Annotated in this window: 12 protein-coding genes and 8 tRNA genes; 17 read left to right on the top strand and 3 right to left on the bottom strand. The window is 29.3% G+C overall.

All coding sequences use genetic code 4. The annotated features are described in order from the left end of the window. Positions 1-9: 9 nt before the first annotated feature. From obgE to CJJ23_RS00670, 13 genes are all read left to right on the top strand, one after another. The gene (gene obgE, locus CJJ23_RS00730; RefSeq protein ID WP_095334499.1) at positions 10-1,278 is read left to right on the top strand and encodes a GTPase ObgE; all 1,269 of its coding nucleotides are present in this window, start codon (positions 10-12) and stop codon (positions 1,276-1,278) included. Between the two features lie 196 nt (positions 1,279-1,474). Next, positions 1,475-1,551 (top strand) — tRNA-Pro (locus CJJ23_RS00725). 6 nt (positions 1,552-1,557) lie between these two features. After that, positions 1,558-1,634: transfer RNA gene (locus CJJ23_RS00720), tRNA-Ala, on the top strand. A gap of 4 nt (positions 1,635-1,638) precedes the next feature. Continuing rightward, a tRNA-Met gene (locus CJJ23_RS00715) sits at positions 1,639-1,715 on the top strand. A gap of 26 nt (positions 1,716-1,741) precedes the next feature. Then, positions 1,742-1,817 (top strand) — tRNA-Ile (locus CJJ23_RS00710). Positions 1,818-1,821: 4 nt separating this feature from the next. After that, positions 1,822-1,912, top strand: a tRNA-Ser gene (locus CJJ23_RS00705). A 40-nt stretch (positions 1,913-1,952) separates the two neighbouring features. After that, positions 1,953-2,028: transfer RNA gene (locus tag CJJ23_RS00700), tRNA-Met, on the top strand. A gap of 1 nt (position 2,029) precedes the next feature. Continuing rightward, positions 2,030-2,106: transfer RNA gene (locus CJJ23_RS00695), tRNA-Asp, on the top strand. 1 nt (position 2,107) lies between these two features. Next, a tRNA-Phe gene (locus CJJ23_RS00690) sits at positions 2,108-2,183 on the top strand. 276 nt (positions 2,184-2,459) lie between these two features. Further along, positions 2,460-3,446, top strand: a complete 987-nt coding sequence (locus tag CJJ23_RS00685) for a hypothetical protein (protein ID WP_095334498.1) — start codon at positions 2,460-2,462, stop codon at positions 3,444-3,446. A gap of 131 nt (positions 3,447-3,577) precedes the next feature. Next, entirely contained in the window at positions 3,578-4,276 is a 699-nt protein-coding gene (locus tag CJJ23_RS00680) for a hypothetical protein (protein ID WP_143823597.1), read from the top strand. Positions 4,277-4,316: 40 nt separating this feature from the next. Next, the gene (locus tag CJJ23_RS00675; protein WP_095334496.1) at positions 4,317-5,120 is read left to right on the top strand and encodes a hypothetical protein; all 804 of its coding nucleotides are present in this window, start codon (positions 4,317-4,319) and stop codon (positions 5,118-5,120) included. 348 nt (positions 5,121-5,468) lie between these two features. Then, positions 5,469-5,912 carry an MscL family protein gene (locus CJJ23_RS00670; protein ID WP_095334495.1) on the top strand — a complete coding sequence of 148 codons (444 nt, stop codon included), beginning with the start codon at positions 5,469-5,471 and terminating at the stop codon, positions 5,910-5,912. A gap of 58 nt (positions 5,913-5,970) precedes the next feature. Here CJJ23_RS00670 and CJJ23_RS00665 read toward each other — a convergent pair whose 3' ends face one another. Then, complete coding sequence (locus CJJ23_RS00665) at positions 5,971-7,269, bottom strand: thymidine phosphorylase (RefSeq protein WP_095334494.1); 1,299 nt, start codon at positions 7,267-7,269, stop codon at positions 5,971-5,973. Then, complete coding sequence (deoD, locus tag CJJ23_RS00660; protein ID WP_095334493.1) at positions 7,262-7,966, bottom strand: purine-nucleoside phosphorylase; 705 nt, start codon at positions 7,964-7,966, stop codon at positions 7,262-7,264. The genes CJJ23_RS00665 and deoD overlap by 8 nt, the downstream gene beginning before the upstream one ends. A gap of 319 nt (positions 7,967-8,285) precedes the next feature. Between deoD and rpsP the strand changes: the two genes are divergently transcribed. The 4 genes from rpsP (at position 8,286) to CJJ23_RS00640 (ending at position 10,226) form a co-directional block, all read left to right on the top strand. Beyond that, positions 8,286-8,561, top strand: coding sequence for a 30S ribosomal protein S16 (gene rpsP, locus CJJ23_RS00655; protein ID WP_084232424.1), 276 nt, complete (start codon positions 8,286-8,288; stop codon positions 8,559-8,561). A gap of 9 nt (positions 8,562-8,570) precedes the next feature. Then, entirely contained in the window at positions 8,571-9,266 is a 696-nt protein-coding gene (gene trmD / locus CJJ23_RS00650; RefSeq protein WP_095334492.1) for a tRNA (guanosine(37)-N1)-methyltransferase TrmD, read from the top strand. Further along, positions 9,256-9,621 carry a 50S ribosomal protein L19 gene (gene rplS / locus CJJ23_RS00645; RefSeq protein WP_084232426.1) on the top strand — a complete coding sequence of 122 codons (366 nt, stop codon included), beginning with the start codon at positions 9,256-9,258 and terminating at the stop codon, positions 9,619-9,621. The genes trmD and rplS overlap by 11 nt, the downstream gene beginning before the upstream one ends. A 98-nt stretch (positions 9,622-9,719) precedes the next feature. Next, on the top strand, positions 9,720-10,226 hold the full coding sequence (locus tag CJJ23_RS00640) for an RpiB/LacA/LacB family sugar-phosphate isomerase (protein ID WP_095334491.1): 507 nt from the start codon (positions 9,720-9,722) through the stop codon (positions 10,224-10,226). 207 nt (positions 10,227-10,433) lie between these two features. Here CJJ23_RS00640 and CJJ23_RS00635 read toward each other — a convergent pair whose 3' ends face one another. Beyond that, positions 10,434-12,809: an MIP family Ig-specific serine endopeptidase gene (locus tag CJJ23_RS00635; RefSeq protein WP_095334490.1), complete on the bottom strand. Its 2,376-nt coding sequence runs from the start codon at positions 12,807-12,809 to the stop codon at positions 10,434-10,436. Positions 12,810-12,854: the final 45 nt, after the last annotated feature.

Here is a 12,854-nt window from a genome sequence, read left to right as displayed (position 1 = left end):
AGGATATTCATGAAATTTATTGATTCAGTAAAAATTGATGTAAAAGCAGGAAAAGGTGGAGATGGTATGATCGCCTTTCGCCGTGAAGCACACGTTGATAAAGGTGGACCTTCAGGAGGTGATGGTGGTGATGGTGGCGATATTTACTTTATCGCTGATAAAGGTAAAAACACTTTATTGCATTTATACTATCTAAAACATATTAAAGGTAATGATGGTGTTAACGGTGGACCTAAAAATTTATACGGTGCTCGTGGTGAAGATACTTACATCAAAGTTCCACTAGGTACTGTTGTTTACGATGAAAATGATAATTTAATTGCTGATGTAATTGACAGTGATTTTCCTTATTTAATAGCTAAAGGTGGTCGTGGTGGTCGTGGTAATGCAAAATTTAAAACTGCCAAGAATAAAGCACCACGTTTAAATGAACTAGGTCTAGATGGGGAAAGCAAAAAACTACATCTAGTTTTAAAAGTACTAGCAGATGTAGGTTTTGTAGGCTTACCTAACGCAGGTAAAAGTACAATCCTTTCTCAAATTAGTAATGCAAAAGCCAAAATTTCTGATTATGCTTTTACTACTTTAGTGCCTCAATTAGGAATGGTTAAATATGATGATGCTTCTTTTGTTGTGGCTGATTTGCCAGGGCTGATTAAAGGAGCTAGCGAAGGTAAAGGTTTAGGTTTAAACTTCTTACAACACATTGAAAGATGTCGTTTAATTGCTCACGTAATTGATTTTGGTAGTTCAGATAAAGATCCTATTAATGATTATTTACTAATTAGAAACGAACTTGCTCAATATGATCAAGAACTACTTAAACGTGGTGAAATAGTGATCGCTAACAAAAGTGACTTAGAAAGTTTTAAGCAAAATCTTGAAATTTTTAAACAAAAATTTCCTGATTTAGAAATAGTAGAAATTGCTGCTTTATATAACCGTGATATTAATAAGTTAAAAGGTAAAATCGCTACTAAACTAACAACTTTAGAAGAAGTTGTCTTTAAAACAGAAGTTAATGCTGTTTTAGATGTTAGTTATGTACCTGATTATGAAATCAAGAAAAACTTTGATGGTGATTATGATATTAGTGGTTCAAAAGTTGAATATTGATATAACCGTATCCCTTTAACAACTGATGATAATTGAAGAAGATTTAATTTAATCTTAAAAAATATGGGAATTTGAGATCAATTAACTAAAGAAGGCATTAAAGAAGGTGATACTGTCAGAATTTTTAGTCATGAATTCACCTGAAGTAGTCGAGACTTTTAGCAAGTAAAAATCTTGTAAAATACTTTTTAAATTTTTTTATTTAAAAATTTAAAAAACATTATAGAATAAAAAAGCGTTGTTTAATTAATGCAAAGTGCTCTTTAAAACTTGTTAAGAATTTTTTAAAATTTTCAACAAAAATCTATATAATTTATAATGCTTATAAACATAAACCAGAATAAATATAAGTATTAGTGGAGAAGTAGCTCAGCTTGGCAGAGCACTTGGTTTGGGACCAAGCGGTCGAAGGTTCAAATCCTTTCTTCTTCACCATTTTTTGGGGGGGTAGCTCACCTGGCTAGAGCGCCTGCCTTGCACGCAGGAGGTAGAGGGTTCGACTCCCTTCCTCTCCACCAATTTGGCGCTGTAGCTCAGCTGGTTAGAGCATCCGGTTCATACCCGGAAGGTCATGAGTTCGACTCTCATCGGCGCTACCAAATGTAATGACATCTAAATAGTGCACGGATCTATAACTCAATGGTTAGAGTAACCGGCTCATAACCGGTCAGTTGCTGGTTCGAGTCCTGCTAGATCCACCATAATGGGCAATTACCCAAGTGGCTGAAGGGATCAGTCTTGAAAACTGACAGGGGATTAACGTCCCGCGGGGGTTCAAATCCCTCATTGCCCGCCATTTGATAGAACAATCTATCACCAAAAAATTAATAATATATCGCGGAGTGGAGCAGTTGGCAGCTCGTCGGGCTCATAATCCGAAGGTCATAGGTTCGAATCCTATCTCCGCAACCATGGTCTAGTGGTAAAGTGGTTTAATACGTCTCCCTGTCACGGAGAAGATCGCGGGTTCAATTCCCGTCTAGACCGCCATGGCTCTGTAGCTCAGTAGGTAGAGCAACGGATTGAAGCTCCGTGTGTCGCTGGTTCGATTCCTGCCGGAGCCACCATTTCACAAATTGCGTGGCTAATCCTTAAATTAAAAGTTCCAAAAAATTATATCTGCTTATGTGAAGCAGATTTTTTTATTGCCCTAAATTCTACTCTTAAAAACGAAAATACTTAACTATAAATTTATCAAATTTTTATTTTTTAACAATTTTGCAATTTTAATAAAATGTGTTTGGTGTTCGTATTTATTTTACAAACACCAAGCATTTTTTGAATTAACTAATATTTAATTCAAAAAATAAATTTATTGATTACAAAATATAGGAAGGTACTTTATGAAAAAAGTAAACAAATCAAAAATTTTAAAATCATTAATGATACTAGGATCAGTTGGTTCATTAGCCAGCATTATATCAACTGTAGCACTTTCACCATTTCAACAAACTCCTGAATCTAAGATATCAAACACTGCTCAAGAAGTAACATTTGAAACTATTAAAGAAAATATTGAAGATGAATATCAAACAGTTTTAAAAATGATCGTTAATAATAAATTATCACCAGAACAAGAAAAAGTTATTAAAACTGTAATGCATCAAACTTCAAAAAAACTAATAAATGAAAATCTTGACTTATCTCAAGTTCTACAAATAATCGAAGATAAAGGTGTCAAAGTCGATAAAAACAATATTCAAGAAAATCTAGAAAATGCCAAAAAAATAATTTCGAATAATAGTTTAAAATCTAGAAAAAAGAGATCTTATCCTGAATTCATTGATTTCAAAATGAGAGATAGATTTGGAAATTTAATTAGTGGTGACGGTTCTTATAGCATAAAAGAAAATGCTAAGCATCTACACAATAAATTAAAAAAACAAATTAATGAACTAAGAGAATCAACAAATAAGTTACAAACAATATATACAGGACTTATAACTGCTGCTATTATTTTAATTAATCCATTAATAATTACAATAGGTGTAGTTCTTTATACAATAATAACTGAAACAAATAAAAATAGTGATAATATTCTCAACAGAATACAAGAACACTTGTTTGATGTTGCTAATTTTGAATTAGAAATTGTGATAAACACATTTGGATATTTAGATGCAATTGCAGACCAGTTAGTTCAAGACGCTTCATCTGCTATTGGTATTTTTACAAACATTATGACTAAGCCTGCTAATAAAATATCCGAAGAATATCTTAAAATTGCAGGGTATGCTCTAACAGTAAAAATGCTTCTTTCATTATTAGAAGATATTAAAAAAGTCATCAAATCTAATAGAAATCATCTTTATAATGAATTTTTTTTGTAAAATAAACACAGAAAAATATGAATAATATTAGTTACTTCACTTTGATTCAAAATATTGTGCTTATTATAATCCCTTTAATTTTTTTGTCTTTAATTTTACTTTTAATCCATTTATGATTTTGGTTTTCATATATGAAAACTTCGCACGATAAAATGAAGGACTTATTGGATCTAAAAAGTTCTTTTTTAGATTTAGGAAAAAGAACTTTTATTAAGCAAAGTTTTTATTCTTATCTAAAATTAAACATATATCCATCAGCAACTGCAATTTTGTATTTATGAATAGCTTTTGCAAGTATACACAAAATTGCTGAACCAAGTTTAATTGCTCTTTCAGAGAATCCCACTATTGTTCTTATTAGGGGTATTATAATTTCTTCTTCAGTTACAACTGTTAGTTTTTCGTATTATCTTTTATTAATGGCATTTGGATTCATTAGATATAAAAAACTTTTGAATAGTATTAAATCAGAAAAAGATTATTCATGAACCATTTTTGAATTGAGGCATTTTGTAACTTCATTTAACTCAAACACAAGTAATGACCCCAGTCTCTTATGGGGTTTAATTAGTTCAATCCGTTTACTAAAGCGTTTTGATCATTTCCTTTGATTAAAACGTTTTACTAAAAGGATCATAAATGCTATCCAAATCGAAATAATTCATAAAGAATGCAATCAAATTTATGAAATAATTTCTGATTTAATAAATTTTACATGAGCAAATAGTTGACATTACATTAATAACCAAGCGAGACTTAAACTAGTACATCATGTTTTAAAAAAGATTCTAATTGAATTTAAAAAAACTGAATACTTTAAAAAATGCTAATAAATAATAAAGTATAATACTTACAAACGAAAGGAAGGTAATGTTTTTAAATATCTATATTTCTTCACAAGTAATAAACTATGTTTTTGTTATACCTTTTATTATTTTATTCGCACTTCATTTAATTGCTTACTTACTTTATTGGTTTTTCTATGTTCCACGTTCAAGTAAAAATGTATCTAAAAAAACAGGTTTATCTTTAAACTTTTTAGATGCATCAAAAGCAAGCAACTATGAACCACATTTTTCAATTTATTGAAAAATATTTGTCCTTGCTTTAATTATAAGTGCTTCTCTTTTTTGGTCAATTTCTGCACTTGTTTCGCTTTCAACAATATTACAGGACCGAAATCAAGTTTCTCAAGAAACATTAGAAAGATTTAACTCAGCAGTCAGTTTTTGATATTTTGTTCTGGCAATATTAGGAACAGCTTTGAATGGTGTTAATATCCTTGCTGGTTTAATAACATTAAAATTATTAGCTAGAGTAAAAAGCAAAAAAGCTGCACCAATTAGAGTTGACTTTAATGAACTGTTTAAATTCAGTAACCTTCCTAATTCAACTAATGAATTACTAGAAGTAACACCTGGTTCAAAACATAAAAATAGAGGTAGTGTTTTTATAAGAAGACTACAACTACGAACTGAAAAAAGAATTGGAAAAATTTTATCTAAAGCACCGCAAGATAAAATTAAATTAGAAATTTATAAAGAACTTTCGAAGTGACAATATTCATTATGAATTAATTTTCCGATGATGAATAAAAATCTAAAACTTAAAATTTTAAAAACTAAAATGCGAGACATTCTTATTAGAATTTCTAGCGTTCATAGTTTAATTTAACTACTAATCCAATTTGTAATCAAATTGGATTTTTTATTTACTTTTAATCTATACAACCTAAAAATTGTTTATGATATATGAACTTTTGGTTATCTACAAATGAAATTTTTTAGAGAGCAAATCAAAAATTTTAAAAATTTTTTTCAAAAATATAGTAAAGCCAATAAAAATTTTGCTTAGTTGGATTTTTTATTAACACCAAATAATAGTTAAAATTAACCAAAACAACCCAAAAAACGGCTTTTTGGCTAATTTTAAAAAAACTGAATCACTTTTTCAGAAAAAACTGTAAAAAAAATTAAAAAATATTTTTTTATAAGCCTTTTTATGTGCTAAGATTACTTTCGTATGAAAAATAAATTTAAAAAAGCGTCAAGCCAGTCATTAGCCGTTATTAAACGCGGTAACATGTTCATGTTGGCTATTGGACTTTTATTAGGAACAGTATTTGGTGCTCTAGTTGGTGCATTAGCTAACGGGATTATCATGGGAGCAATTAATGAAGCAGTTGCTGCTTCAGGTGCAGATCTTTCATCAGGATTACGTTTCGGATCAATTGTTAGTGATGGTGGAACAGGATCAATTCGTGTTGACCAATTCATCGGTGCATTAATCAACTTTGTTGTTGTTGCATTCTTTATCTTCTTAATGTTAGTTGGTTACTTCTTAATCGTTAACTGAAGAGAATCAAGAAAACCTCAACCAGAACCAGCTCCTGTTGTTCCTACAACTGAAGAATTAATTTTAGAAGAATTGAAAAAATTAAATCTTTCACACAGAAGTTCAAATTAATATACGTTATAAATTAAAAATCAGGCTTGTGCCTGATTTTCTTTATTCTTTTTTGTTTTTATTTCATTGATTTTAAAATTAATGCAGATGGTGATTGTTTTTGTTCAATTGTGTAAGCATTTTCAATTCGTTTTACAACTTCAGGATTAATTTCTGAAGATGAATATAGTGTGAATAAAACATCTCCCTGATGAACAACTTCATTAGTTTTTTTATTAAGTTCAATTCCTGCTTCAAAATCTAAAGCATCTTCTTTTTTATGGCGACCTGCTCCTAAATCAACTGCAAGTAGTCCAAATGCTAAAGCATCATTAATTACTAAAAAACCACTTTTATCGGCTTTTACTTCCAATTTATGAACTGGATTTCATCAATTTTTAGAATTAATTAAATCTCAGTCTCCACCTTGAGCCTTGATCATTTTTTCTAAGGCTTTTAAGGCTGAACCATTATAAATAACTTTTTGAGCTAAGGAAATTCCATCAGTTAAAGAATCAACTTTTTTAGCCATTAATAATAATTGACCTGCGGAAGAATAAACAACTGTATTAATGTCATGAACACCTTTACCTTTTAAGGTATTAATCGCTTCAAGCACTTCATTTTTATTACCAATTGATCTTCCCAAAGGTCTATCCATATTAGTTAATTCGACTCTAACTTCTTTTTTAAGCAGTTTACCAATTTGAATCATGCGTTTAGCAAGTTCTTCAGCTTGTGCTTGATTTTTCATAAAAGCACCTTTACCAACTTTAATATCTAGTAAAATCACATCGCTACCAGTTGCTAGTTTTTTAGACATAATTGAGCTAGCGATTAGAGCAATTGAATTAACTGTTGATGTTACATCACGCAGAGCATACATATATTTATCAGCCGGTACTAATTTAGGATTTTGTCCAATAATTGCTAGTTTAATTTCATGTAATTGCTTAATGAAATCTTCTTGGTTAATTTCAGTTTTTAAACCTTTAATCGATTCTAGTTTATCAATTGTGCCACCTGTATGACCTAAACCTCGGCCTGACATTTTAGCAACAACAACATCATTAGCTGCTAGAATTGGTCCTAAAATTAAACTAATTTTATCGCCAACTCCACCAGTAGAGTGTTTATCAACTTTAATACCTTCAACATCTGATAAATCCATGATCTCGCCGCTATGCATCATTGCTAGCGTTAAATCTGCTAGTTCTTGGTCATTTAAATCATTGAATCTAACAGCCATTAATCAAGCTGCCATTTGATAGTCTTTGATTTCGCCATTAACAAAACCATTAACTAGGTATTCAATTTCTGCTTTAGTATGTGCTTGTTTTTGATATTTTTTTTCAATTAAATCAACAACATTAAACACTAAAAGCCTCTAATGCAACTTCAATCATTTTTGAAAACGCAGTTTGGCGTTCTTCTGCTGAAGTTTCTTCATGAGTAATTAAGTTATCACTGATTGTCAATAAACAAGCTGCTTTTTTTCCTAGTTTTTGGGCTACGACAAATAAAGCTGAACTTTCCATTTCAACACATGCTGCATTAGTTAATTTAATAGTTTCTTCTAGATCTCTAACTGCATAAAATACATCAGAAGAATGAACAACTTCTTCATGGATTTTAGTTCCTAAATTAGATGCTGATTTTTTGATCTTATTATTAAGTTCTTGATCAGCATAAAACTTATTAGCATCAATATTTGCAATAATTTTTCCAAAACTAGTGTTATCAGTAAACGCTTCTTTAGCTAGAACAACATCATAAAGTTTTAGATCTTTTTTATAAGAACCTGCTGAACCTACCCTAATAATAGCTTCTACGCCATAGTTAGCATATAACTCATGAGAGTAAATTCCAATTGAAGCATTACCCATACCTGAAGCTGCTATAGTAATTTCTTTACCCTTATAAGTTCCTGTATACATAAACATGTTACGTACTGTGTTTACTAATTTATAATCTTTTAAAAATTTTTCTGCCATGTATTTTGCTCTTAAGGGGTCTCCTGGCATTAATACATATTTGGCAATTTCGCCTTGTTTGGCGTTAATATGTGGTGTCATATTTTTCCTTTCAAATATATTTAATTAAATAGAACTTAATTATAAATTTAAAAGTAACTATCTTACTAAATATTAGCAAATAGGCGTTTTTTTCATACTCTTTGCAGAATTTGCCAATTTTTTGTACCAAAATGCAGGTTTTTGGGGCTTATTAGAAAAACAACCTGATTTTAGTTAAGGTTTTTACTAGTAAAAACTATTTGAAATGGACTCTAAAAAAACCAAAATAAAGTGTAAAGTATTTTTACTTAACTCTTAGATTTTAGTGTATTATAGAAAAGTTATTTTTTAAATATCTATAACTTAACAAAGGAGCAAAATGGTAAAAATCCGTTTAAAAAGAGTCGGATCAAAATTCAATGCATTTTACAAAATCGTTGTTGCCGACTCTCGTTCACCACGTGATGGTCGTTTTATCGACGAAGTTGGACAATACAACCCACATAGAAAAGAACTTAATCTGAAAAAAGAAGTTATTCTTGAATGACTAAAAAAAGGTGTGCAACCTTCAGATACTGTTAAAAGACTTTTAAGAGAACAAAAAGTTTGAGAAGAATTTGCATCTTCAAAACAAAAATCAACAATTCAGAAATAGTCTTAAAATATGAAAAAAATAAATTTTTTTACGCTCTTCCCTAATTATTACAATCCATTTATTAGTGAAAGCATTATTGCAAAAGCAATACAAAAAAATTTAATTGAAATTAATGTAATTGACTGAAGAAATTTTGTTGAAACTAAGCAAAAGAAAGTAGATGATGAAATCTACGGTGGTGGCAAAGGTATGTTGTTACAACTAGAGCCAATTGTTAAAGGACTAAGAAGTCTTAAAACAAAAGAAAATTTTATTGTCTTAGTTTCTCCACAAGGAAAAATCTTTACACAGCAAATGGTTCAAGAATGAGTTGATAAACATCAGCAAATAACCTTTATTTCAGGACGTTATGAAGGCTTTGATGAACGTTTATTAAATTATGTAGATGAAGAAATTTCAATTGGTGATTTTGTTCTCACTGGTGGAGAATTACCTTCAATGGTAATGGCAGATGCTTACATCAGACTTATACCTGATGTGATTAAGCAAGAAAGCAGTGAGTATGAAAGTTTCAATAATCACTTATTAGATTATGAGCAATATACTAGGCCACGTGATTTTGAAGGTCATTTAGTGCCAGAAGTATATATCAGTGGTAATCACCAAAAAATTGAGCAAGCAAGATTAGAAAGTCAAATTGCAAAAACAAAGAAAAATCGTCCAGATTTATATCTAAAGTATGAAAGGCTAAAAAATGAGAAATAAATTAATTGAATTAGTTGAAAAAAGTCAAATTAGACAAGATCTACCTGAATTTAAAACAGGAGATGTTGTACGTGTTAATGTTTTAATCCGTGATGGAGATAAACAACGTATTCAGGTTTTTGAAGGTTTAGTTATTACAAAAAGTGGTGCTGGTAAAGGTACAAGTGCAACTTTTACAGTAAGAAAAGTTTCAGTTGGTGTTGGTGGAGGAATTGGTGTTGAAAGAACATTCCCATTAAATTCACCTATTATAAGTTCAATCGAAGTTGTAAGACGTAATAAAGTTCGCCGTAAAAGACTTTACTACATCCGTAATAAAAGTGGTAAAAGCGCTAGACTTAAAGCACTTAAATAAAAATTATAAACAGCCTAAAAACGGCTGTTTTTTAATGTCATTTACGAATTATTTGCCATATAATTAAAGATGTCAAACGATATTAAAGGAGTCAAATAATGGCTAAAAAAATTATTGCTTTAGGCAGCGACCACGCTGGTTATAAACTGAAAACAGAAATTATTAAATATCTACAAAAACGGGGTTATGAAACTGTTGATGTAGGAAATGATAGCGAAAGTATTTCATCTTCATATGCAACATACGGTCATAAATTAGCTAACTACATTCAAAAAAATAAAGGTACTGAAAACGAAGTTTTCTACGGTATCGGTGTTTGTGGAACAGGTTTAGGAATATCATATGCACTAAATCGTCATGAAGGAATTGTTGCTGCTAGTGTTTCAACTGTTAAAGATGGAGCATTAGCAAAACAACATAATAATGCAAATGTTTTATGTTTTGGTGGCCGTATTCATACAATTGAAGAAGCCGAAAAAATTATTGAAGCATATGAAAATGAAACATTTGAAGGTGGGCGTCATATGGATAGAATCAAAGGAATTGATGAATTTATTGATGTTGATTCTGAAGGACACATCTTCAAAAAAACTGAAGTTAAATAAACTTAATTTAAAAATTATTTTGATGAAATTGCTATTAGTAATTTCATTTTTTTATTTTAAAAAAAATACTGTTTTATGTGAATGAAATCATATTTTTTAATACATGTATACTATTTTGGAATACATTTTTCAGTTTTTTATAAAATATAGAGTAAATAAAAATACACAAATAAATTTGCTAATTAAAACAATTAATTGTGTACATTTTTATTCAGTTTTTTCATCTCATGAATCAAATAATTTAGTTTTAAATTGCCCATTTGCAATTTTCTTAATTGCACTAAAATATGAAGATTTTTGAGTTTTGTAATATTGATTTTTGTTTCCATTAACAATGTCATAAGCAGGACTTTGATAGTTTTTAATTTTATCTCAAACCACACCTTCGCTTCTTAATCCAAAAGCTAAACCAATATCTGTATTAAAGTAATTAAAAAATAAAATTGCTAAAGGATCATCTTTATAAGTAACAAGTGAACCTGATGAACCATTACCCATGGCTGTATTTGCTAAAGCATATGTTAAGCCTTGAAATTGATATCTGTTCCCACGATAACTTAATTGTGTCTTAATATTTAAAAGAGCATCAGAAATACCGTTATTTTCATTATTAGATGATAAGTAAGGAACAATAGCAAGACTATTACCTTCTTTTAATCATTCATTGTATTTATCTGATTCATACTCAAGTTCAGGATGTGTTTTAACCTGTTTAAAACAATCTTTACAATAGTCGTTGTATTGTGGAAGATTAATTTTTGGATTAACTGAATAGAATCCATTTGAACTAAATCCTGCTGAATAAAATTCATTTTCTAAATCACTTTTATCTGTTAAATCACTAGCAACAATATTTTTTGCTGATTCAGATCCTGCATATAACTGTGTCATATTTTTAGCGTCTTCATCATTATCAAAAGTAACTTCAAAAACTGCAAAATCAATAGCTTCTTCTGCTAAAAAGTCATTGTTTCAATTCTTAGGTGAAGTGTTTAAATAATCTAACCCTAGATAAACAACTTTTGGTAAAGATTTACCTTTTAAAGTTAAAAAGTTTAAACTTGTACCCGTTTTATATGATCATCAATCTTGTGGCTTAACTATAGTCATTAAAACTTCTGAAGTTTCTGCTCCATCAAGAGTGTCTTGAACATAACTTTCAGGGTTATGGAGATGTTTTGCAACATGAATATTAGTTGCAAAATATCAAGTTCTTGGATATGAATTAAATTCATCAACTTTATAATCTAAAATTCAAGCAGTACCTGAAGCACTAGAAGCATCTTCAGTTGCATTAGTTGAGTTGTTTTTGATATTTAGATAAGTTGTTCTTTGTCATATTTTTTTATAGTTATCATTAATGAATAAGAAGTGCTCGCTTCTAGGCAATTCAATACTTCTTATTTCTAAGTCAGATGATGAGTTGTACCCATTTATATAGTCACCATTTGGATAAATGTTGCTATCTATTTGTATTTTTTTATTTGAATCATTGTTGATATCAATTGCACTTGAATATGATAAATCACTAGGTTTTGTTGATGAAAAGAATTTATTTTCTTGGTGATAATTAAAAGTTTTTTCAAAACTTAATTCTTTTTCATTTTTGAAATTCAATCTAAAAGTAACTTTAATATCGTGATCAACAACTTCAAATTGGAAGGTTAATTTTGTCTGTTTGATTTTTTCAAAAGTTGTTGCAAAAGAAGTTTGCAACATTTCAATTTGTTGCATTGGTTTTAATGATGTAATTTTTTCAACAAATTCAGATGCTGATTCTTGTGTTGAAGTTATTGTTTCTAAACCTGCAACTTTAGTACTAATTGCTTTAAATTCATTTTCAAGAGTAGAAAATTCTAAAGATGTGATTTTCTCGTATTTTAGGTTCTTTTGGTAAATTTTAGTATTTTCTCCAGCACGGTAAAACTTGAATTGAAATGCTAAATTTGTATCATCAAGTTTATTAATAATCAATTCATAAAATAAATCAAGATCTGCTTTTTCTAGTCCTATATATTGTCAAAAAGTATCTATTAATAAATCACTATCTAAATTATTTAATTCTTCAATAAATTCATCAATTGTTCTAGTTGATTTAATAGATACTTTATTAACTAACTTATTTTGTAGTTTTAAAATATTATTTTCAATTGTATTTAATGAACCAGAAATATCTTCATATTTTATATTAAATTCAAAATTAGCCTTATTGCTAGATTCAATTAAGGTTAAGTCTATTAAAAAACTATTACTTTCTTTTTTAGCAATGTCAATTTCAAAAGTAATATTTAAATTATTTAAATTTAGAGAAATATTAAAATCTTTTAAAATTTTAGAAACAGCATTTGATGGAGACTTTTGTGCACGTTTTTCTAAATCAGCAATATAAGTATCAATATTTACTTTCTGATTGATAACAATTTCTGAATTGCTAAATGCAGCTAAAATCCTAACATTATCTTGAAAAACTTGGTTTGCTTCTGTAAAAGTACCACCATCGCTGCCAGCGCATGCAATAAAAGCCGCAGTTGAAGCTGCAGCTGTTATTAGGCTTGGAATAAGCAATAGTTTTTTACTTTTCATAGTCTCTCATCTACTAATGATATTTAAACAAATAAGCAATGATTT

It is taken from the genome of Mycoplasmopsis agassizii, assembly GCF_002276225.1.
Taxonomy (GTDB): Bacteria; Bacillota_I; Bacilli_A; order Mycoplasmatales; family Metamycoplasmataceae; genus Mycoplasmopsis_B; species Mycoplasmopsis_B agassizii_A.
The sequence above is the reverse complement of the archived record's forward strand: the minus strand, read 5'-3'. Positions and strand labels throughout refer to the sequence as shown.